Raw genomic sequence first — 22,105 nt, forward strand, 5'->3', positions numbered from 1 at the left:
AAGCGGTAAAAAAAGAAAAAGACATAAAATGGCTACCCACAAACGTAAAAAACGTTTAAGAAAAAACAGACATAAGAAAAAATAGTTTCTTATTTTGATAAAGCTTATTAAACCTCATAGTAAACACTATGAGGTTTAAATAATTTATATGATTTTCGATTATATGGATTTAGGCTATATCAATGTTTTTATTTACTATCCATTTGTTAATAGGCGAAAGCCTTAAATCTGTAGCTGTTGGTAAAAGAATTAATTATCAATTCGACTCCTGCCGGAGTTACCATAGCGTTGATTGAAGACAAACAACTTGTTGAGCTTCACAAAGAACAAATCAATAATAACTACGCCGTAGGCGATATTTATTTAGGCCGCATTAAAAAAATTATGCCCGGCCTGAATGCTGCTTTCGTGGATGTTGGTTATGAAAAGGATGCATTTCTGCATTATTTTGATTTGGGCCCTCAGGTGCAATCTTTAATTAAGCTAACTAAGATCAAGCGTAATGGCTCGGTTACAGGCACATTATTAGATAATTTAAAGCTAGAAGCCGACATTAACAAGGCAGGCAAAATTTCTGATGTGCTGAGTAAAAACATGCTCCTCCCTGTACAAATTGCAAAAGAGCCAATTTCTACAAAAGGACCGCGTTTAAGTTCCGACATTTCGATTGCCGGCAGGTATGTGGTACTGGTGCCCTTCTCCAATACCATATCTGTATCAAAAAAAATAAAAAGCAATACCGAACGTAATCGTTTAAAAAAGATTATTGAAAGTATTAAACCTCAAAATTTTGGGGTAATTATCAGAACCGTTTCTGAAGGCAGAGGAGTTGCCGAAATGCAAAAAGATCTTTTGGATTTAATTGCTAAATGGGAAAACTTCATTAAAAAAATACCTGCTACCGAACCTTCAAAAAGAGTTTGGGGAGAAATGGACAGATCATCAACGTTAATCCGTGATATTCTGAACCCTGATTTTACAAACGTTTACGTAAGTACACCAGAGTTGTACGATGATATCCGTTCTTATGTGCACGATATTTCTCCGGAAATGGAAAAGATCGTTAAACTGTACAAACAGAAAGAACCCATCTTCGATCACTTCGGGATAGAAAAGCAGATTAAAAATGCTTTCGGAAAAACAGTAAACTTACCAGGTGGTGCTTACTTAGTTGTAGAGCACACTGAAGCACTTCACGTAATAGATGTGAATAGTGGAAACCGTACTGCCAGTAAAGAAAACCAAGAGGAAAATGCTTTACAGGTAAATAAAGAGGCGGCTAAAGAAATTGCCCGTCAATTGCGCTTGCGTGATATGGGCGGTATTGTGGTAATCGATTTTATCGATATGCACAAACCAACAAACCGTAAAATGCTATTCGATTATTTGCGTGAGCTGATGTTATTGGATAGAGCCAAACATACTATTTTGCCTCCGAGCAAATTTGGTTTGGTACAAATTACCAGGCAGCGTGTGCGCCCGGAAATGAATATTGTAACGGTAGAAAAATGCCCGGCCTGCGGTGGTACAGGAGAAATTAAAGCGAGTATCGTTTTAATGGATGATATTGAAAACAACCTTAATTATATTTTAAGAGAGCAAAATGAAAAAGGTGTAACACTTTCCGTGCACCCATACATTGAAGCTTACATAACAAAAGGAATTTTCAACCTTCAACGCCGTTGGTTCTTTAAATATGGCCAATGGATTAAAGTGAAGGCACAATCATCGTATTATTTAAACGAGTTTCACTTCATCTCCGCAAAAGACGAAGAGATTAAACTATAACTCAAAACACATTCAATTATAAGCCTGGATTTTTTAAATTCAGGCTTTTTTGTTTTAAATAAAATAAAAGCAATAAATTTTAATTTCCACCCGCACGGAATTACGATCGCTTTTATGATATCGTGCCGACGCAAATTGGCAAACGTTTAATTGTTCAAAAAAATAAAAGCAATTTAATTCAGATAGGTTAAATTCGTAATCTAAAATTTTAATCAATTGGCAAAAACAAAAAGTGCATTTTTCTGTCAGAGTTGTGGTTATGAATCAGCAAAATGGTTGGGTAAATGCCCATCCTGTAACCAATGGAATACTTTTGTAGAAGAAATTGTAGAAAAAAGCTCAGCATCTGTTCCAACCTGGAAAAGTGATTCATCAAGTCGTAAATTAAGCAAACCGAGCAAAGTTGATGAAATACAATCTTCTACTGAACGGAGAATATTAACGGGAGACAAAGAACTCGACCGTGTGTTAGGCGGTGGCCTGGTAGAAGGCTCGTTGGTATTGATCGGGGGCGAACCCGGGATTGGAAAATCAACCCTGATGTTGCAACTGGCTTTAAATTTAAAAGGTAAAAAACTGCTTTATATTTCTGGGGAGGAAAGTGAACAGCAAATTAAAATGCGTGCTGAACGGATTCAGGAAAACCCGACTTCCAACTGTTATATTTTAACCGAAACCTCTACCCAGAATATTTTTAAACAGATTGAAATTTTAATGCCTGAAATTTTGGTTGTAGATTCTATCCAAACGCTTCATTCTGCCCATATCGATTCTACCCCGGGGAGTGTATCCCAGGTTAGGGAATGTACAGCGGAACTGTTGCGCTTTGCAAAAGAAACAGGTGTGCCCGTTTTCCTCATAGGTCATATTACGAAAGACGGTGCCATTGCAGGCCCCAAAATACTGGAACACATGGTTGATACTGTTTTGCAATTTGAAGGCGACAGGCACCACGTTTACCGCATATTACGATCAATTAAAAACCGTTTCGGGGCAGCGGCAGAATTAGGGATTTACGAGATGCAGGGCAGTGGATTAAGAGAAGTTTCCAATCCTTCAGAAATTTTACTATCACAACGTGATGAAGAACTAAGCGGCATTGCGATTGCAGCTACTTTAGAGGGCGCCAGACCAATGCTGATCGAAACCCAGGCATTGGTAAGCTCAGCAGCCTACGGTACGCCACAGCGATCTGCAACGGGCTTTGATACCAAAAGAATGAATATGCTTTTGGCTGTGCTGGAAAAGCGATGCGGTTTTAGATTAAGCACACAAGACGTTTTCTTAAATATTGCGGGCGGAATAAGGGTAGAAGATCCTGCAATTGATTTAGCTGTACTAATTGCCATTATTTCTTCACATCAGGATATAGCTGTTTCATCTAAAAACTGTTTTGCAGCAGAAGTTGGGCTATCAGGAGAAATAAGGGCGGTAAATAGAATTGAACAGCGTATTGCAGAGGCTGATAAGTTGGGTTTCGAAACCATTTACATTTCTAAATACAACTTGAAGGGAATCGCATTAGAAAAGTATAACCTTGAAATAAAAGCGGTAAGTAAAATAGAAGAAGTTTTTAGTCTTGTTTTTGGCTAATAGTTGGGGAAACAATTCAACAACATTCCCCATATAGAAGAAAAAATTCCACGGTTCCACAATTTTGGCAAAAACGATATAAAAAGGCAAAACAAAATAAACCGCTTATTATTAGCGGTTTACATCTAAAACAAAAAATAAAGATGGATTTGGATTAAGCTTTGCCTAGTAAAGTATGTTCTATGAGGCTATAGAACTTTACGAAAATGGGATGATTTTTCCCCGTTGGTGGACACCAACGGGGAATTTTTTTGCCTTTAATTTATTTAAAGAAAAATTAAATAACTTTGGTTCAAGATAATAACCGGAACCATATAATATATAAACATGAAAAAGATCATTTTGAGTTTAAGCCTATGCCTATCTGTAGCATTTGCATTTGCCCAAACCGCTTACAACGGACAGAAATTCGGAGAGGAAGTGAAACCCGGAAATGTAAAACCGGCAGCAAAAATGGAGGCTGCAATGGGAGACAAAAAAACGGCAGACATGAAAATTGAAGGTAAAGTTGTAGATGTATGTAAGAAAAAAGGCTGCTGGATGACCCTCGAAATGCCAAATGGTGAACCGATGCGTGTAACATTTAAAGATTATGCCTTTTTTATGCCAATGGATATTGTAGGCAAAAAAGTTGTTTTAGATGGCTTAGCTAAAAAACAAACAATTTCTGTGGAAACTTTACGTCATTATGCGGAAGATGCAAAAAAAACTCCTGAAGAAGTAGCAAAAATTACAGATCCTAAAAAAGAGCTTGCTTTTGAAGCTAAAGGAGTGGTAATTTTAGATAAATAGGTTCGAAATCTGATGCTAATATAGAGCTGAAAAAGCTTAATTGTCCCCGTTTGTAACGAGGATTTTGAGGTAGGGCATTTGCCAATGCGAAAATAGTTCCTTTAACAGCGATAAAATCGCTTTTCTCGTACATCCTTCATTACAAACAAGGACGATGTAGTATGATTATCTATGAATTTTCTGTGTTTCCATTGCAGAAACTATCTCTAGTTCATTACGGAATTACCAAACACTTACAATTGCTAAGTACGAAGCAATCCTGAAACACACGCTAGTAGCGATCGTTATAAGATTGCTTCGCCGGTTGAAAAAGCCTTCTGGCAATGACGATACCCATAGGATATTCATTTCCTTAAAATAATGTCATTCATATTGATTTTACACAATAAATTCTCCCTCAGGATGACATATATATTGAGATACAACCTCCTACTATTGGATAAGATTTTATTATAAAACCCAGTTCCAGCCAAACTCATCGGGAGCTAAGCCGTAACGGATATCGTTTAATTTTTTAGCAATTCCATTGGAAATGTGTCTTGTAGATGGATCTGTTAATTTATAAACCTGACCATTATAACCCATTTCGCCAACATGTGTAACTGTAGCAGCAGTTCCTGCAGCAAATGCTTCTGTTAAGCTTCCGTTTTCAATTCCCTCTATCACCTCTTTAACAGAAACCCTACGCTCCTCAACCTCAACACCGGCCTCTTTAGCCAGTTTGATAATTGTATCGCGCGTTACGCCATCTAAAACTGTACTGCGTACTGATGGGGTAACCAGTTTACCATTAATTACAAAAAGCAAATTTGCGGTTCCGGCTTCTTCGATAAATTCGTGTGTAACCGAATCCGTCCAGATTAACTGATCAAAACCTTCTTTTTTAGCCTGCTCAAAAGGATATAGTGAACGGGCATAATTTCCGGCAGTTTTAGCAAAGCCAACTCCACCTTCGTCTGCACGGGTAAATTCAGTTTCGATTTTAACTTTTAAGGCACTGCTGTAATATGGACCTGTTGGTGTGGTTAACAAGGCAAATTTATAAGAATCAGATGCTTTTACCCCTAAATATGGGTCCATGGCAAACATTACCGGACGGATATACAAAGCGTAATCTTCCTGGTTAGGCACCCATTTCTCATCCACATTGATTAACGCTGCCAAACCTTGCATAAAAATTTCTTCAGCAATACCTGGCATCGACATCCTTGCCGCTGATTTGTTAAAGCGTTCGAAATTTTTATCAGCACGGAAAACACTAATCTTTCCGTCGGGTTGACGGTATGCTTTTAATCCTTCGAAAATTGCTTGTCCGTAATGAAGTGCAGAAATTGCAGGGCTCATAGGAATGGGGCCATAAGGAAGAATCTGTAAATTTTTCCATTCGCCATCTTCAAAGTCGGCTGTAAACATGTGATCGGTAAAAACCTTACCGAATGGTAACTGCGAAAAATCAGTAACAGCCAAACGGGTTTCGGTTGCATTCGTGATTTTTATATCTAATGTCTCGGTCATTGTATTTGAATTTTGAATGAGTGAATGATCGAATGATTGAGTATTTTACCTGCTCATTCTTATATTCAATCATTAATTATTTCGCGCAAATTAAGAAAAAACGTGCTTTTTTAATAGCTTTTTATAATATTAATCTTTGTTTTTGAGTGTTTTAAGTACACTAAGCACCCATCCTTTGCCCCACTCTTCCATTTGTTCATCTGTCCATAAGAATGGATAAAAGATTCTTTTTTGAAAACGCGGAGGCAGGTATTTCTGCCAGTTGGTTCCTCCTGTTGCGGCAACATCAACAGGATCTTTCTCTAAATAACGTACCGCCGATTTATAATGCGATAAAGGCCATTCTACGTTTACATACAAATCTAATTTGCGCAGCTCTTCTGCAAGCGCTGTAACATCTGCTCCATTTGCCTGTAATTGATGATATAGCGCCGAAAAATTAGTTAGTGTACGATCTTTTGCCAGTTGCAGAAACTGAGCAGCATACTTTTTAATAAACTGTTTAAGGGTTAAGGTTTGTTTGCCCGAAGCCAGCTCAGTTGCCCCAAATTTCCAATAAATATTTTCAAACTGCTCTTCTATTGTTGCCGTGCTTAAAGCTACCCGTTTAGATTTATCAACCAGGCGGATAAAATCAGTAGCACAGATTTCAATCATCCTATACTGCCCCGATTGGAAACCACTTGCCGGTAATAGCGACATGCGGAATTTTAAAAACTGTTCTTTCTCCATACCATCAACCATTACTTCAAAAGATGTGGTTAGGGCATTGAAATAAGCATTAATGCGTTTTACGCGGGCAGTAAAAAACTCAACAGTTAAATTTTTATGCTCAGCAATCTGCCTGCACTCGTGCAAAGCTAGTTTAAAATAGAGCTCGGTAATCTGATGGTACATGATAAAGATTTCCTCATCAGGAATTGGTGTTTTAGGGCTTTGCAAACTGAGTAGTGTATCCAGATGGATATAATCCCAGTAGGTTAGGAAATCGGCATATAAGAGGCCATCGAGGTAAGAGGCCATATCCTGCCCCATTGCGGTATACTTTTCTTGTAATTGGTTTAATTTGTCTTTTATTTCTGGTGTGAAATCCATTGTTTGAAGTTAGCTGGTACAAAGGTGATAAAGATTTTGCAACAAATAACTAAATTTTATACATTTGAAACCAAGGCGATGGGGTACCGCCAAAACCGCCCAAACAGGCTGATGACTCCTACGATTTTATTTAAAATTGAATTCAAATGCCTGTTAAAAAATTAACAGAAGGATTTCTTCTGTCTGTTCATCGCTTTATTAAATTCGACTTCGGATTACTCTTGATCAGTACACTTAAGTGGTTGCTGATTTCTCTACTACTGGGTGGAATTATTGGATCTGCTTCTGCCCTATTTCTGGCTACCTTAAACTGGGCAACCAATTACCGCGAACAACGCCTCTGGATCATTGCCTTTTTACCTTTAGCTGGTATTGTTATCGGTTTGGCTTATCATTATTGGGGCACAGCAGTGGTAAAGGGAAACAATCTCTTAATTGAAGAGTTACAATCGCCTAAAAAGATCATACCAATTGTGATGGCTCCGTTAATTTTTGCCGGCACAATTATTACTCATTTATTTGGAGGATCAGCCGGAAGAGAAGGTACTGCCGTTCAAATTGGTGGTGCATTTGCCGATCAGTTTACCAAACTATTGAAACTTAATGCCAGAGACAGGAAAGTTATTCTGATTTGCGGCATCAGTGCTGGCTTCGCCTCCGTTTTTGGAACTCCACTAGCTGGTGCCGTATTTGGGTTGGAGGTTTTTGTGGTTGGAAGTTTAACTTATAGTGCAATTCTACCTTCGTTTATTACCGCAATAATTGCCGATTATGCATGCAAGGCCTGGGGCGTTGGCCATACCCATTATAGTATCTCTGTAATACCTGAACTAAACTCGGTTAACCTGCTGCTATCATTAGGGGCCGGTATATTGTTTGGACTTACAGCAAGATCTTTTTCTGCCTTAAACCATGGTTTATCCAAGATTTTCAGTAAAATTAAGTATCCGCCGCTTCGTCCTTTTATAGGTGGAATAATTTTGATTGGCATTATTTACCTGATTGGAAATACGCGTTACATTGGTTTAGGGATACCTGTTATTTCAGCCTCATTTACACAACAAGAAGCTTACTATACCTTTGCCATTAAATTATTTTTAACAGCTTTAACATTAAGTGCCGGGTTTAAGGGAGGGGAAGTAACCCCACTTTTTTTTATTGGAGCAACATTGGGTAGCTTTTTGAGTTTTTTTATTCCATTGCCATTAGGATTGCTCGCGGGAATGGGTTTTGTAGCTGTTTTTGCAGGCGCAGCAAATACTCCGTTAGCCTGTATTTTTATGGGTGTAGAGTTATTCGGAACCTCCTCGGGAATTTACATCGCCCTTGCCTGTGTTACTGCATACCTGTTCTCGGGCCATACCGGGATTTATCAATCACAAACGATTGGAGCCCCGAAACATTTGTTGCTGAAGAGGCGTTGAGGGAACGGGGGGATTCATAAAGATGGCCGTCATCCCAACTAAAGCACGAGGCACGAAACAATCCTAAAGCACACGCCAGTAGCGATCGTTGTAAGATTGCTTCGTCGGCTGAAAAAGCCTTCTCGCAATGACGATACCCTTAGGATATTCATTTCCTTAAAATCATGTCACTTAGATTGATTGTTATAAAAATTATCCCTCGAAAATACAATCCTGGTTAATATAGTACCCTAAACTTTATGGTTTGTTCAATTTTTTTAAGCGATTTAAACAATTGTTTATCGTATTGGGCATTTATATCGGTAATGGCATAGCCTATTTCGGGGTTGGTCATTAAAAACTGGCTTACAATATTGATATCGTGTTTCGCAAAAACAGTATTAATTTTAGCCATTATACCTGGCACGTTCTTATGAATATGGATTAAACGGTGCGATTTCTCAATTTTTGGCAATTGTAAATTCGGAAAATTACTGCTTAAATAGGTTGCTCCGGTGTTCATAAAATCGGCAACGCGTTTGGGAATAAAATCTATGTTGCGCGGGTTATTTTTTGGATCGTCGAAAACTACGATTCCCTGTTTGGTACAAAGGTCAAGATCTATTTTATTCTTTGCACTTCCTAAATACCCAATTGTTTTAAGTTTGGCTGCATTTTTCAACTGCTCTTTATCTATTTTTTCGCCATCAGCCAACAATATTATGCCAACATCTTTTACATATTTCTCTTCGAAAGTGGTTTTATGGCGAATAGATAATCCATCATTTTTAAGAATTGAGATGGTTAAAGGATCAACTTCGCCAATTACCAGACAAAGAATTCGGTTTTTTGGATAAGAGATTGCCCGTGGAAGATCATTTACATACAAAAACTCATCAAAACTTGGCGTAACATGGTCTGCTTTAGATACAATGCTTTCGCGCGCAATGTTCTCGGTAAAAGCAAAAAATTTATTGATAATTCCGCTTTCACGCAACTGGAAATCTGAGTAACCATCTCCGATGCCAAACAGTTCGCCTTCTAATTTTAAATGTTTAAGCAACTTTACTTTACCACCTTCTTCGCTTAGCGGGTTGGCATGGTCGTAATCTATAATTTTACCATCGCCGGTGGTAACAAAGGTATTGGCATAAATATTTTCTTTCTTAATGTGATATTGGCTTACTACTGGCGTAATAAACTCCTTAAATCCGCCGGAAACAATCAAAACCTCGTCGGCATGTTTTTTAAAAAACTCTGCATTACGCGAAAAAGACGTTGATACTTTCTTTTTTAAATGTTTAATCAGCTGTTTTAAATGCTCCTCATTTGCTTCGAGCAGTTTAACGCGTTGTGCTAAACTTTCGGAGAAGGAAAGTTTCCCTTCCATAGCAAAATTGGTATAATCTTCAATTTTTTGAAAAATCGCTTCTTTATCTGGGTGGTTCTTCAGCGAAATGCGGGCAAGTTCATCAAGTGCTTCTACCTGGGTAAAGGTACTGTCAAAATCGATGATGTAATAGGCTTTTTGTTTGGGCATTATCTTAAATGTTGGGTAATTTCTTTTATGCTTTCGGCAACGGGCTTAAAGTTAATGCCAGTTTCCGTTTTTACTTTATTATTATTGTAATAACTCAAGGTTAAACTGCTTTTTGCTGCATCTTTGGTAATAGAAGGCTGTGTACCGGTAAACAAGGAAGCAAATTTAAGTGCCCGCCAGGCTATTCCGAGCATCCATGGTTTCGCTTCTTTTACAGGTGCTTTAACTCCAAAACCCTGAGCAATTTCGCCAAACAGCGCTTTATAATGATAATCGTCAGCAGATACGATAAAACGTTCACCAGAAACTTCGGCATCCATTAAAAGGATCATGGCTTTTGCCACATCTTCAACATCAACAAAGCCTGATGCGCCATCTGTATAAAACGGAAAACCTCCTTTTACCAATTTAAAAATAGCTCCACTCCCTTCAAAACCTGCATTTTTACCAATAATAACCGATGGATTGACTATAACCGCATCCAAACCTTCAGTTATACCCCGCCATACTTCCATTTCGCCTTCATACTTTGATAATCCATAGGCATGGGCTTTGGCATCATACTCCCAGAAATCTTTTTCCGTTATTTTTTGTCCTTTTTTTGCATTTCCAAGGGCTGCTACCGAACTAACATGCAACAAACGGCAGTTATTTTCGGCACAAAGGTTTACGATGTTAGATGTTCCTTCAATATTTACATGAAAAAGTTGTTTTTTATCTTTTGGGTTAAAAGATACAAATGCAGCGCAATGGTAAACTTTGGTAATTCCCTCAAAGGCATCCTCGAGTATAGAAGGTTCATTAATATCGGCTTCAAACCACTCAATTAATTGAATATCTTTTATCAATGCAGGGACTTTAGATTTCGCCCGCCTCAGTGCCCGCACAGTTAAACCTTTATCAGTTAACTGTTTAATTAATTCAGATCCTAAAAATCCAGTTCCTCCGGTTACCAGTATCATTTTATTTTTTTCGGGCTATATGTGGAAATACGCATTCAAAAATAGATATTTGAGCCGAGAGTTTTAAATATATGTCATTAACGGATTTCTTTTCACCCATAAACCCCGATAGTTTTACACCCAGGCAAGGATTTTTTACAAGTCAGCTGGGTTTAAAAGCGCAGATTTACACCGAAACCTTTCCCGATTTTGAGGAGCATACCTACGATCTGGCTATTTTTGGCGTGCTTGATGGAAGAGGGGCGGTGAATAATGAAGGCAGTGCCCTTGCTCCGGATTATTTTAGAGAGAAATTTTATAAGCTCAATGAAGGTCCTTTTAGTACCAGAATTGTAGATTTAGGCAATATTAAACACGGCGCAACCATTGCTGATACATATATCGCCATTAAAATGGTGGTTTCTGAACTCATCAAAAAAGACATCATCCCAATTATTATTGGTGGCGGGCAGGATTTAACCTATGGCCAGTATCTGGGTTATGAAGATTTAGAGCAAAAAGTAGATCTGGTTGTTATTGATAACCAATTTGATATCGGTGATGATGACCATGAAGGAATTGCCACCCGATCGGACTGTTACCTGAATAAAATTTTCTTACACCAGCCTAATTATCTGTTCAATTTTAGCAATGTAGGTTACCAAACTTATTTTGTAAACCAGGAGAGTTTGAGCGTGATGGATAAACTGTATTTTGATGTACATCGCTTGGGCGAGTTTGCCCAGGATATTACTTTGACTGAACCCATTATCCGCAATGCAAACATGATCAGCTTTGATATAGGCGCAATCCGATCTGCCGATGCTGCCGCAAATGCCAATACCACACCGAATGGTTTTGATGGTGAAGAAGCCTGCCGCATTGCCCGCTATGCAGGCATGAACGATAAATTAACCTCAATTGGCTTTTACGAATTCAACCCTGCTTACGACAATAACGGACAAACGGCTTTTTTACTCGCCCAAATGGTATGGTATTTTATAGAAGGTTATTACGCCCGTAAAAAAGATTTTCCGCTTACACCAAAATCTCAGTTTATGATATACCGTACCAGCTTAAAAGATGGTTCGGGCGAAATGATGTTCGTGAAAAGCAAAAAATCAGACAGGTGGTGGATGCAGGTACCTTATCCATCCGGACAAACTAAAAACGAGCGTTACCACCTTGTACCTTGCCGATATGATGACTACCAGACTGCCGTAAATGGCGAAATGCCTGATTTGTGGTGGAGAACCTATCAGAAATTAAATTAAGAACTGTATTAAAAATAAGTGTTGCTAAAAGAGTTGTCAACTTTAATAACATGGTTGCCAGAAAGTTGACAACTCTTAAATAGTATTATAATAATAAAATTCTGTAAACGATCTGGGCATGCCCCAAGCTGCGCAAGGGTTGGGCTATACGTTCCAATCTTTTTTGATGAAGGATCAAAAAAGGATTTCCACTGCTATCTCTCATGCAAAAAGAAAACCATTGCGCCTTTGTTTTGGGTGGAAAATCCCCATGGTCTGTGGAGAAACAGACCATGGGGATTTTCCCAAAAGAGTTGTCAAATTAATAACACGGTTGCAAGAAGGTTGACAACGCTGAAATTATTTGTTTCATAGTAGAAATAAGTGGAGCTAAATGAGTTGTCAACTTTAATAACATGGTGCCAGAAAGTTGACAACTCTGAAATAGTATTATAATAATAAAATTCTGTAACCGATTTGGGCATGCCCCAAGCTGCGCAAGGGTCGGGCTATACGTTCCAATCTTTTTTGATGAAGGATCAAAAAAAGGATTTCCACTGCTATCCCTCATGCTAAAATAAAACCATTGCGCCTTTGTTTTGGGTGGAAAAGTATTAAATGGTCTGTGGAGACACAGACCACGGGGATTTTTCCTAAAAGAGTTGTCATTGTAATAGCAGGGTTGCAAGAAGGTTGAGAACGCTGAAATCAATATTTGTCTCTTGCTGGTAAAAATAAGTAGTACTAAAAGAGTTGTCAACTTTAATAACACGCTTGCCAGAAAGTTGACAACTCTGAAATAGCCCCAAGCTCCGCAACGTATAGTCCTTATGCAAAAAGAAAATTAGTGAGCCTTTAAATATTCTATCATAATTTTACACAGCTATTTACGTTTTTGCAGTACAGATTTCTATATTTGAAAAACGATTAACAAACCCCACATGAAAAAGATATTATTATCTGCAATGGCACTATTGCCACTTGCAGCTTTAGCACAAAAACCGTTTACCGTTAGCGGTGATATAAAAGGATTAAAAAGTGGCGATAAGGTTTATTTAATCTATCAAAGCGAGGGTAAAAGTGTTACCGATTCTGCAACTGTTGCCAATGGTGCTTTTAACTTTAAAGGTACCTTAGTAAACCCTGCGCAAGGAAGCCTTTACTTAAATAAAAACCCATTTGTAAACCGCCCTGCACAGGGTGAAAAATTAGATGGGCTTTCACTTTACGTAGAACCAGGAAATATTAAACTTGCAGCCGCCGATTCATTAAAAAATGCAACGATAACAGGTTCTGTTGTTAATGACGATGCTAAAAAATTAAAGGCACTAACCAAACCGGTAACCGATAAGCTTGATGCCATTAATGTAGAATATGCTGCTTATACGCCCGAGCAAAAACAAGATAAGGCCCTTATGGGTGCTTTAGGTGCACGTTATGAAAAAGAAGCTGCTGCAATGGCTCCATTGTTGTTACAATACGCTAGCAACAATCCAAAATCTTACATCAGCTTAAGTGCAATTAGCCAGCTGGCTCCAGATCCTGATCAGGCAGTGGCAGCAGAAAAAGCTTTTAACGGTTTATCGTCTGAACTTAAAGAGACTTCAGGAGGTAAAAAAATCGCAAAATTATTCGACGCTGGCAGAAAAACTGCTGTTGGTGCAATGGCGATGGACTTTACACAAAACGACCCTAATGGAAAACCAGTAAAATTATCTGATTTTAAAGGTAAATATGTACTTGTTGATTTCTGGGCATCATGGTGTGGCCCTTGTCGCCAGGAAAACCCTAACGTTGTGGTAGCCTATAATAAATTTAAAGATAAAGGCTTTACTGTTTTAGGTGTATCATTAGATCGTCCGGGGAAAAAAGATGCATGGTTAAAAGCAATTGCTGATGATAAGTTAACCTGGACACACGTTTCTGACTTAAAATTCTGGGAAAACGAAGTGGCACAAATGTATGGCATCCAATCTATCCCTGCCAACTTCTTAATTGATCCAACTGGTAAAATTATCGCTAAAGGATTAAGAGAGCAAGCTTTACAGGATAAACTTCAGGAATTGTTGGGAAGTAAATCGAAATAATAATTCGGTTATCCAATCGCTGTGCCGAAAGAGATTGTTAAGGTATCTCCTATGTTTGAGATCAGCATGTTTCTTTCAAAATAAGCCAAGAAATAAATCCAGGGTGGTGCTCACAAGGATAAATAAACTGATAAAAAAGAACCCCTCAGATCAATTGATCTGAGGGGTTTCTTTTTTATATACCTGATTAGTTTTAAATTAAATCAAAACCGATATCTTCTCTAAAATATTTACCGTCGAAATAAATTCTACCTGCATCGGCAGTGGCTGATTGCAATGCGGTAAACATATCTTTTTGTAAACTTGTAATCGCAATAACCCTTCCACCGTTTGTTTTAACCACATCATTTTCTAACAGCGTACCAGCATGGAAAGCGTTAGAATGGCGAAGGTTTTCTATTCCGGTGATGGCTTTACCTTTTAAATAATCGCCAGGATAGCCTCCAGCCACAATCATTACGGTAGCAGCGGTTTGATCTGAAATAACAAGATTTACTTCGTTCAGTTTTTTATCTGCGGTAGCTAAAAACAGCTCAACCAGATCGTTTTCAATCCTCGGGATTACACTTTCGGTTTCAGGATCGCCCATGCGTGCATTATACTCAATTACAAATGGCTCTTCTCCTACTTTAATCAATCCGAAAAAGATAAATCCTGTATAATCAATATTATCTTTCTTTAATCCTTCAACTGTTGGTTTAATGATGCGTTCTTCTACTTTGGCCAAAAATTCTGGTGTGGCAAAAGGAACCGGAGAAACCGAACCCATACCGCCTGTATTTAATCCGGTATCATTTAATCCGATCCGTTTATAATCTTTAGCAGATGGCAGTGTGATGTAATTTTCTCCATCTGTTAAAATAAATACCGAAAGCTCTATTCCACTTAAAAATTGTTCGATTACAACTGTTGCGCCAGCTGCACCAAATTTACCACCCAGCATCAGCTTTAATTCTTCCTGTGCTTCGATGGTTTCGGTACAGATTAATACACCTTTACCCGCAGCCAAGCCATCGGCTTTTAAAACTACTGGTAAAGCATGGTTTTGTAGATAAGCCAAACCATCTTCTAAAGTAGCTGGCGTGAAAGATTTTGAAGCCGCTGTAGGAATTCCATGGCGTTCCATAAATTGTTTAGAGAAATCTTTACTTCCTTCTAAAATGGCTCCTTCTTTTTTTGGTCCGATTACAGGAATATGTGCAATGGCTTTATCGGCGAGGAAAAAATCGTGAATACCGTTTACCAAAGGCTCTTCTGGCCCTACTACTACAAGCTGGATATTTTCTGTGAGTACTACTTTTTTGATCGAATCAAAATCGTTTACATTGATATTGATGTTGGTACCGTAAGCTCCTGTACCACCGTTTCCTGGAGCAATAATCAATTTATCGCAGTGCGAAGACTGGCTCATTTTCCAAGCGAATGCGCTCTCTCTGCCGCCTGAACCTAAAAGTAAGATATTCATGTTGACAAAGATAGGATTAGTGTTGGAATGTTGAAATTTTGAACGTTGAAATGTTATCGGCTTTTGGCCTATACCTCCCATTAACCGCATTAGGCTTTGCTAGCTCCCTTTCGCACTGCGCGTCATTTGCTCCAGCATATCCCACATTTCATTAGGGATTGCCTCTAAGCCGTTCATCTGGCCTGCACCCTGCAACCATTCGCCACCATCAATTGTAATTACCTCACCGTTAATGTATCCGGAGAAATCGCTCACCAGAAATGCCGCTAAATTGGCAAGTTCCTGATGATCGCCAACTCTTTTCAACGGTACACGGTTTTTGAAATCGAATTTTTTGGCTAAATCGCCAGGCAATAAACGCTCCCATGCGCCTTTGGTTGGGAAAGGACCCGGGGCAATTGCATTGGTACGGATACCATATTTACCCCACTCTACCGCTAAAGATCTGGTTAATGCTAAAACGCCACCTTTTGCACAGGCAGAAGGCACCACATAGGCTGAACCTGTAAATGCATACGTGGTAATGATATTTAATACAGTTGCTGTTTGTTTTTCCTTAATCCAATGTTTGCCAAAGGTAAGTGTACAATTAACGGTACCTTTTAATACAATATCGATAATAGATGAAAATGCGTTGGCAGACAAACGTTCGGTTGGCGAAATAAAATTACCTGCTGCGTTGTTTAATAACACATCAACCGCACCAAATCTTTCTAAAGTTTTGGCCAGTACATTTTCTACCTGTGCTACCTCCCTCACATCGCAAGCTACAGCCAATATTTTACCGCCTGTTTTTTCTTCCATTTCGTCGGCGGTTTTTTGCAGTACATCTTGTTTGCGACTTGTGATGACTAAGTTTGCGCCTAATTTCAGGAAATAAACACCCATTGCTTTTCCCAGTCCCGTTCCACCGCCAGTAATTACAATGGTTTTTCCTTTTAAAGCGTCTTCTCTAAGCATTGGTGAATTATAACTGAACATAGTGTATTTGGTTATTAGTGGTTGATTGTTGAAATTGGTTAACTGTTGAAACCGGTTAATTGATTAAACTGTGAATTTGCCAGCTGAAAACTAACTACTGCAAACTACTTCCGTTGCAGGTTGGCTAAAATTGTTTTCAGTATGTGGCGTGTTGCCGGCGACCACCATTGTGCCAACATTTTCTCAAGTGTAGCCGACTGATCGGCGGTTACAGCAGTGATCAATTCTTCGCGGATATTTAATTTACTTTGCGACCAGGTATTGCTTTCCAGCTCCATAAATTTTTTAATCTTTCGCTCGGCAGCGGTTAACAAACTTTCATTCCTTACCAGCTCATCTACCAAACCTACTTTTAAAGCTTCCTCAGGGTTATAGAGCTTGCCCGAAAGCAGGCTTTTTGTGGCTTCGGCTTTACCAATCCAAAAGGCGTATAACTGAAAAATACTATTGGGAACGATAATTCCTACCGGAACTTCATTTAAGCCGATAATGTATTGCCCTTCGGCCATTACACGGTAATCGCAGGCTAAAGCCATTACGCAACCACCCGCAGGGCTATGCCCGCTTATTGCTGCTACCATTGGCTTTTTAAACGAAACCAGGTTGGCTGTAAAACCCAGGAACAACTGCCAGAAAGATTTTGCTTCTTCTTCGTTATAATTGTAAAGCTCTACCAGATCCAAACCTGCAGAAAAGAAAGGTGCTGTTCCGGTTAAAATTACACCGCCAATGTTATCATCGGCGGTGATGTTTTTGAGCATATCGTCTAATTCGGTAATCAGCTCGCGGTTTAAGGCGTTTGATTTTCCTCTATCTAATGTTATAGTGGCTAAACGGTCTTTAACACTTACTTTTATTGTATTCATATGTTAAATAGTATCAAGATTATAGGTATTGATTAGCATGATATTTAAGCTAAATATAATTATGCATGCATATCAATTCAAATTTATCTATTTTTCCTTATTTAACATCATAAGTGTAAACTTTTCTACCTAAATGCCCAAAGGCATCTATTCCTTCTATCACCACGCGATATTGTGCAGGCTCATCGGCATTGTAAAAATCAAATTTTCCCTTACCATCTTTATCGGCCACAACCTGTGGGTTCCAATAAATGGTTGTTCTTAAATCGGCCCTGTTACTGTTACTTTCTGTATCGTATTTTGGAGAATAAAATTCTCTTGATATGGTGAAGCCTTTTGGATTAAAGGTTACAATTCCTGGTGCATAACGATCGGTACTTCTGCCTCCATCGCCGCGTTTGGTGGTAATAATAATTACCCCACCGCCACCTTGCGAACCATATATTGCGGTATTACCAATGCTTTTTAAAAGCTCGATGGATTCTACATCTGTCGGCGATACGTTATCCAGAAAATCAGACTCCATTTGCATCCCATCAACGATAATACGAATTGGTGTATCCTGACTGCGCATTAAATACGGCACATTGCCTCTAAAAATTACACCTGGCAAACGGCCCTGCAAACATTGAGATAAGGTAACGCAGGTAGACAACTGATCGGCCGTCATTATAAAATCTGCCCTGCCGGCTCCGTTTAGGTTTGATGAATTTTTAGCAGGATTTTTCTTTTCGGTAATGGTTACTTCCTCCAGCTTAATTGTTCGCTCGAGTAATCCTAAACGGGTCATCTCATTAAAATAACTGTCGCTCTCTTTGATGTATTTCATCAATGTATTGTTCACGTTCACCTCAACATCAGCACCATTTTTATTTTTGGTTACAATCTGATTGGGCACTACATCAAGGTTGATATCAACAAATTTCCTTTCGGTTTTGGTTCTTGCCTGTACTACAAATTTTGTACTGTCGCCAAAACTCAAATTATCAAAAACAAACTTACCTTCGGCATTGGTTACGGTATCTAAAATATACATCGTTCCTTTGGTAGCCATAAGCATTACTTTTCCACCGGGTACTGGCTTATTGCCCTTGGTTATTGTACCACTGATGGTGATGGATTGTTCGGCTTTGTAGGTAATGTTAGGGCCAACGTTATTAACGATATTCTTCCAGATAAATCTTCTCCACCCTTGGGTAAGCATCAGGTTATCGAGCTCTTTTTGCGTTTGTAGGTCATCCTTTAAAAAGTAATGGTTGGGTTTTTCTACATATCCGATCAAATCAGATGTAAGCAATAAGGAGGTTAGGATATTTGTTTCATTGTCTTCATCTGGTGTTACCTTATTGGCGTTGGTAACCGAAACAGAAAAGCTGCCCAAAACAGGTTGCCCTTCATTGGCGGCATCAAAGGCAAAACTGGTTTTACCTTTTTTAGCTGTTGAAACGCCTGATGAATTGAGTGAAACGTCTATCAGTCCGGCTTTATTATTTACAAAAATTAAACGCTCGGCAATAGGCTGGTTGCTGCCCGAAAATAAGGTAAACTGAACAATACCTGTTGGTAGATTTTTTTTAGGGATATTGGCCAGCAACACTTGTTTATCCATTTTGGCTTTCGAAACATAATACACATTTCCACCATGCTGTGCCACCACTTTTAGCTCCTCACCATTAACCAGATCGGCACTGCCCATAATTTTAAGTACAACCTTGCCAGTATCCAAACTGTTTAAAGATATGGTGTAACCACTTTTAGCGGCAGCCGGAAGTTTTACGGTTTTTTGCGACCCATCTTTAAACTTAATTTTCGCAGAATATGTTTTTCCTGCCTGGCTGTTAAATACCAGGTTTCCCATTCCTAAATAACTGGTTGCAAAATTGGTTATTTCTGCACCTGCTTCATCAACAATAACTCCTTCTACATCTTCTCCATGTCCGCTTGCATTAACAGCCTTTATGGCCACCTTTTGAGGCAGTTCTTCAACAAGTGTTCCTCCTTCGGGCATAAACTGCACATCAACATCGTTAGAAGTTGAAGTAATGGGGATGGATTTAACTACTTTTTGTTTGTTATCAAGCGTGATGGTGGCAATTATCTTACCCGATTTATTCTGAAAAGGTTGATTATTGGTGAAATTGATTACGGCATCACCGCCTAAACTGGTTTTCACCTTCCCTTTGGCTACCGAACGGTAATCTAACTGCACATCATAACTAATTTCGTTCTCACTATAGGCTACTCCATTCTTATCTTCGAAATGCACGGTGGCACTCACTTTATCGGTATTGTTTTCTTTACTGAAGTTGTAAGTTGTTTTTGTAAAAACTTTGTTAGCCCAGCTATTTCCGATCTTAATTGTTTTATCGAAGAAGAATTCAGTTCCAAAATTCCGCATATAATTGGTGTACGCCCTAATGCGGTAATTGCCCTCTCCTAATGAATCGGTAAGCTTAAAATCTCCCCAGGATATGCCGCCCATTATTGGTAGTTTGACTACTTTTTTAAGCGAATCTTTTTCGTTAATCAGCTCTACGTACAGAATTTTACTGATGCTGGATGGTGTACCGGTTTTAGTATTTACCACATAGGCTTTAAACCAAACATCATCCCCTATGGCATAATAAGGCTTATCTAAATGAAGGTGAACTTTTTCCTGGGGATATTTGCTGGTATAATCATCGAATTTTTGTAGAAGCTGACTAAATGGATCATCATCCATTTTAAATGCAGTAAAGCCGATTAATAAACAAACAAAGCTGAGTGCGAGAATAATTCTGGGTTTCATGAGGTTAGGTACAAATAAATACGCGTCAAGGTACAAAACCTAAAGCATACTTTTATGAAGTTACCGTGAAATTTAGTTTGAATTCTAAGTTTTTAGTTGATGGCCCAACAGCGTGCACATATAGTATTGTTTCCCCGGAGATTCAGGGTGGGCTGCGCCTCAGCAATCACTACCGGTTGTTCATAAACCCGACAGCAGCAGCGGCTCCCGATTTCTTCTATAGGGACCACAGCGAATGGCGGGGCTACAGGCCGCCAAAAGGCTGTAACGTTCGTTTTCAAAAGAAAAATGTTGTTTTTGCTAATTATTTGGAAATGAAAGGGCCTGAGCATTTGGCCCCTCCAGTCCCGCTTTTGTTTCTGCCGATGAAAAATCGGCATTCACGACAATCGGGTTTACAAACAATGTTTAGTGCTCAAAAAACAGATCATTGTTCATAAACCCGACAGCAGCGGCGGCTTCCGATTTCTTCTATCAGGAACACAGCGAATGGCGGGACTACTGGCCGCCAAAAGGCTGTAACGTTCGTTTCCAAAAGAAAAATACCTGATTTGAATCAGATATTATGCTTCCCATCAGATTTATAATAAACAAGCTCTATCGGTGATGAAACCTTCCTGCCATAAGCGGCGGCAAATCATGAGTAAATGACAATTTTCAGTTCGGCATCTGCAATTTACAGTTTACCAAGCTGACATTTACAGTTAACCGATTTAAACAATTAACCAACAAACAATCATTAGAATTTATTCTTCCACATCATGCTCTCTACCGGCCTTGTGGTTTTATTGTTGTATTTCGCATTACCTTTTGTATTGTACATGGTTTCAATTTTACCATCAACAACAAAATAAATCAATTGACCTATCGGCATTCCGGCATAAATTTTTACAGGCTGGGCTACCGATATTTCCAACGTCCAGGTGTTGCAAAAGCCAACATCACCTTTACCTGCTGTTGCATGGATATCGATCCCTAACCTACCGGTACTGCTTTTTCCTTCTAAAAACGGAACATGGCCGTGCGTTTCTGTATATTCTACTGTTACGCCCAGATATAACGTGCCCGGATGAAGGATAAATCCATCTTTCGGAATTTCAAAGTGTTCTATTTCATTATGAGCCTTGGCATCAAGCACGCGGCTTTTGTATGTAGCCAGATATTTCCCTAAATGAACATCATACGAGTTGGTGCCTAAACATTCGCGTTTAAAAGGCTCAATGATGATTGTTCCCTTCTCAATTTCTTCTAATATCCTGCTATCAGATAATATCATTTTTATACGTATTTTTGGCCTAAATTATCATTTATTTAAGATAATTTTGCATGTAATCTCCAATTTAATCAATGCCAATTATTTACAATAAAAATATTGATCAGCATTCTGTTTTAGCAATTTGGAAAATTGAGGAAACAGAGGAAGAATTGTTGGCCGGACTACAGCTTAAGCAACATGAACGCGATATAATTTCTTCATTAAATAGCGGAAAACGTTTGCTGCATTGGTTAAGCACCCGACTTTTGTTGAGAACGATGCTTAAAACAACTGAATATATAGATTGCCAGTTTGATGAACATGGCAAGCCTTATCTTGTTAATTTCGATTACCATATTTCATTAAGTCACTCTTACGATTACGCTGCCGTAATGATTAGCAAAGATCATCCGGTTGGTGTGGATATAGAATTAATTAAACATAAAATAAAAAGCATTAAACATAAGTTTTTGAGCGATGTAGAACTTGCACAAAAACAGATAGGTGATAATACAGATGGCCTGTATGTAGCCTGGTGTGCCAAAGAAGCAATTTATAAATGGCACGGAAAAAAAGGACTGGAGTTTAAACAGCATATTCACATTAAACCTTTTAAGCTGAAAAGCGAGGGTTCTTTAAATGCAATTGTTGAACTTCCTAACGGCACCCGCGAGCTGGCCGTAAACTATTTTAAAACCAAAGACGGCTATATGCTGGGCTATGTAGCAAGCAATTCTTAACCA

At 38.8% G+C, this 22,105-nt stretch carries 16 protein-coding genes and 1 riboswitch; of the genes, 7 read left to right on the forward strand and 9 right to left on the reverse strand.

What is annotated here, in order from left to right; translation table 11 throughout:
* Positions 1-237 precede the first annotated feature (237 nt).
* The 3 genes from ASE74_RS12305 (at position 238) to ASE74_RS12315 (ending at position 4,173) form a co-directional block, all read left to right on the forward strand.
* Positions 238-1,788, forward strand: coding sequence for an Rne/Rng family ribonuclease (locus ASE74_RS12305; RefSeq protein WP_055909227.1), 1,551 nt, complete (start codon positions 238-240; stop codon positions 1,786-1,788).
* Positions 1,789-2,004: 216 nt separating this feature from the next.
* On the forward strand, positions 2,005-3,381 hold the full coding sequence (gene radA, locus ASE74_RS12310) for a DNA repair protein RadA (protein ID WP_055909231.1): 1,377 nt from the start codon (positions 2,005-2,007) through the stop codon (positions 3,379-3,381).
* Between the two features lie 327 nt (positions 3,382-3,708).
* The gene (locus ASE74_RS12315) at positions 3,709-4,173 is read left to right on the forward strand and encodes a DUF4920 domain-containing protein (RefSeq protein ID WP_055909236.1); all 465 of its coding nucleotides are present in this window, start codon (positions 3,709-3,711) and stop codon (positions 4,171-4,173) included.
* 450 nt (positions 4,174-4,623) lie between these two features.
* Here the strand turns inward: ASE74_RS12315 and ASE74_RS12320 are convergent, their stop codons facing one another.
* On the reverse strand, positions 4,624-5,688 hold the full coding sequence (locus ASE74_RS12320; RefSeq protein ID WP_055909237.1) for a branched-chain amino acid aminotransferase: 1,065 nt from the start codon (positions 5,686-5,688) through the stop codon (positions 4,624-4,626).
* A gap of 129 nt (positions 5,689-5,817) precedes the next feature.
* The gene (locus tag ASE74_RS12325) at positions 5,818-6,783 is read right to left on the reverse strand and encodes a tryptophan 2,3-dioxygenase family protein (protein WP_055909239.1); all 966 of its coding nucleotides are present in this window, start codon (positions 6,781-6,783) and stop codon (positions 5,818-5,820) included.
* Between the two features lie 65 nt (positions 6,784-6,848).
* A riboswitch (Fluoride riboswitch) is annotated at positions 6,849-6,911 on the forward strand.
* An 18-nt stretch (positions 6,912-6,929) separates the two neighbouring features.
* Between ASE74_RS12325 and ASE74_RS12330 the strand changes: the two genes are divergently transcribed.
* Entirely contained in the window at positions 6,930-8,207 is a 1,278-nt protein-coding gene (locus tag ASE74_RS12330; RefSeq protein ID WP_082458755.1) for a voltage-gated chloride channel family protein, read from the forward strand.
* A gap of 217 nt (positions 8,208-8,424) precedes the next feature.
* On the opposite strand, the gene ASE74_RS12335 is transcribed toward ASE74_RS12330, so the two are convergent.
* Both ASE74_RS12335 and ASE74_RS12340 read right to left on the reverse strand, forming a co-directional pair.
* Positions 8,425-9,726, reverse strand: coding sequence for an HAD-IB family phosphatase (locus ASE74_RS12335; protein ID WP_055909241.1), 1,302 nt, complete (start codon positions 9,724-9,726; stop codon positions 8,425-8,427).
* Complete coding sequence (locus ASE74_RS12340) at positions 9,726-10,688, reverse strand: NAD-dependent epimerase/dehydratase family protein (RefSeq protein ID WP_055909244.1); 963 nt, start codon at positions 10,686-10,688, stop codon at positions 9,726-9,728. Before ASE74_RS12340 ends, ASE74_RS12335 begins: the two co-directional genes overlap by 1 nt.
* A 71-nt stretch (positions 10,689-10,759) precedes the next feature.
* Here ASE74_RS12340 and ASE74_RS12345 point away from each other — a divergent pair, with 71 nt between their 5' ends.
* Both ASE74_RS12345 and ASE74_RS12355 read left to right on the forward strand, forming a co-directional pair.
* Positions 10,760-11,941 (forward strand): formimidoylglutamase, encoded by a 1,182-nt coding sequence (locus tag ASE74_RS12345; RefSeq protein WP_055909247.1) that lies wholly within the window; start codon positions 10,760-10,762, stop codon positions 11,939-11,941.
* Between the two features lie 920 nt (positions 11,942-12,861).
* Positions 12,862-14,007, forward strand: coding sequence for a TlpA disulfide reductase family protein (locus ASE74_RS12355; RefSeq protein ID WP_055909255.1), 1,146 nt, complete (start codon positions 12,862-12,864; stop codon positions 14,005-14,007).
* Positions 14,008-14,200: 193 nt separating this feature from the next.
* On the opposite strand, the gene purD is transcribed toward ASE74_RS12355, so the two are convergent.
* The 5 genes from purD to dcd form a co-directional block, all read right to left on the reverse strand.
* Positions 14,201-15,472, reverse strand: a complete 1,272-nt coding sequence (purD, locus tag ASE74_RS12360; RefSeq protein ID WP_055909258.1) for a phosphoribosylamine--glycine ligase — start codon at positions 15,470-15,472, stop codon at positions 14,201-14,203.
* 99 nt (positions 15,473-15,571) lie between these two features.
* Complete coding sequence (locus tag ASE74_RS12365) at positions 15,572-16,453, reverse strand: SDR family oxidoreductase (protein WP_055909260.1); 882 nt, start codon at positions 16,451-16,453, stop codon at positions 15,572-15,574.
* 104 nt (positions 16,454-16,557) lie between these two features.
* Complete coding sequence (locus ASE74_RS12370) at positions 16,558-17,319, reverse strand: enoyl-CoA hydratase/isomerase family protein (protein WP_055909261.1); 762 nt, start codon at positions 17,317-17,319, stop codon at positions 16,558-16,560.
* A 97-nt stretch (positions 17,320-17,416) separates the two neighbouring features.
* Positions 17,417-20,107 carry a carboxypeptidase-like regulatory domain-containing protein gene (locus tag ASE74_RS12375; RefSeq protein WP_055909263.1) on the reverse strand — a complete coding sequence of 897 codons (2,691 nt, stop codon included), beginning with the start codon at positions 20,105-20,107 and terminating at the stop codon, positions 17,417-17,419.
* A gap of 739 nt (positions 20,108-20,846) precedes the next feature.
* On the reverse strand, positions 20,847-21,383 hold the full coding sequence (gene dcd, locus ASE74_RS12385) for a dCTP deaminase (RefSeq protein WP_055909269.1): 537 nt from the start codon (positions 21,381-21,383) through the stop codon (positions 20,847-20,849).
* Positions 21,384-21,454: 71 nt separating this feature from the next.
* Between dcd and ASE74_RS12390 the strand changes: the two genes are divergently transcribed.
* Positions 21,455-22,102, forward strand: a complete 648-nt coding sequence (locus ASE74_RS12390; protein WP_055909273.1) for a 4'-phosphopantetheinyl transferase superfamily protein — start codon at positions 21,455-21,457, stop codon at positions 22,100-22,102.
* Positions 22,103-22,105: the final 3 nt, after the last annotated feature.

This window comes from Pedobacter sp. Leaf216, from assembly GCF_001421515.1.
Taxonomy (GTDB): domain Bacteria; phylum Bacteroidota; class Bacteroidia; order Sphingobacteriales; family Sphingobacteriaceae; genus Pedobacter.

Excerpts from the sequence above, each read along its gene's own strand:
- ASE74_RS12315 (WP_055909236.1), top strand. The coding sequence starts at position 3,709 with ATGAAAAAGATCATTTTGAGTTTAAGCCTATGCCTATCTGTAGCATTT.
- ASE74_RS12320 (WP_055909237.1), bottom strand. The coding sequence starts at position 5,688 with ATGACCGAGACATTAGATATAAAAATCACGAATGCAACCGAAACCCGT.
- ASE74_RS12325 (WP_055909239.1), bottom strand. The coding sequence starts at position 6,783 with ATGGATTTCACACCAGAAATAAAAGACAAATTAAACCAATTACAAGAA.
- ASE74_RS12330 (WP_082458755.1), top strand. The coding sequence starts at position 6,930 with ATGCCTGTTAAAAAATTAACAGAAGGATTTCTTCTGTCTGTTCATCGC.
- ASE74_RS12335 (WP_055909241.1), bottom strand. The coding sequence starts at position 9,726 with ATGCCCAAACAAAAAGCCTATTACATCATCGATTTTGACAGTACCTTT.
- ASE74_RS12340 (WP_055909244.1), bottom strand. The coding sequence starts at position 10,688 with ATGATACTGGTAACCGGAGGAACTGGATTTTTAGGATCTGAATTAATT.
- ASE74_RS12345 (WP_055909247.1), top strand. The coding sequence starts at position 10,760 with ATGTCATTAACGGATTTCTTTTCACCCATAAACCCCGATAGTTTTACA.
- ASE74_RS12355 (WP_055909255.1), top strand. The coding sequence starts at position 12,862 with ATGAAAAAGATATTATTATCTGCAATGGCACTATTGCCACTTGCAGCT.
- purD (WP_055909258.1), bottom strand. The coding sequence starts at position 15,472 with ATGAATATCTTACTTTTAGGTTCAGGCGGCAGAGAGAGCGCATTCGCT.
- ASE74_RS12365 (WP_055909260.1), bottom strand. The coding sequence starts at position 16,453 with ATGTTCAGTTATAATTCACCAATGCTTAGAGAAGACGCTTTAAAAGGA.
- ASE74_RS12370 (WP_055909261.1), bottom strand. The coding sequence starts at position 17,319 with ATGAATACAATAAAAGTAAGTGTTAAAGACCGTTTAGCCACTATAACA.
- ASE74_RS12375 (WP_055909263.1), bottom strand. The coding sequence starts at position 20,107 with ATGAAACCCAGAATTATTCTCGCACTCAGCTTTGTTTGTTTATTAATC.
- dcd (WP_055909269.1), bottom strand. The coding sequence starts at position 21,383 with ATGATATTATCTGATAGCAGGATATTAGAAGAAATTGAGAAGGGAACA.
- ASE74_RS12390 (WP_055909273.1), top strand. The coding sequence starts at position 21,455 with ATGCCAATTATTTACAATAAAAATATTGATCAGCATTCTGTTTTAGCA.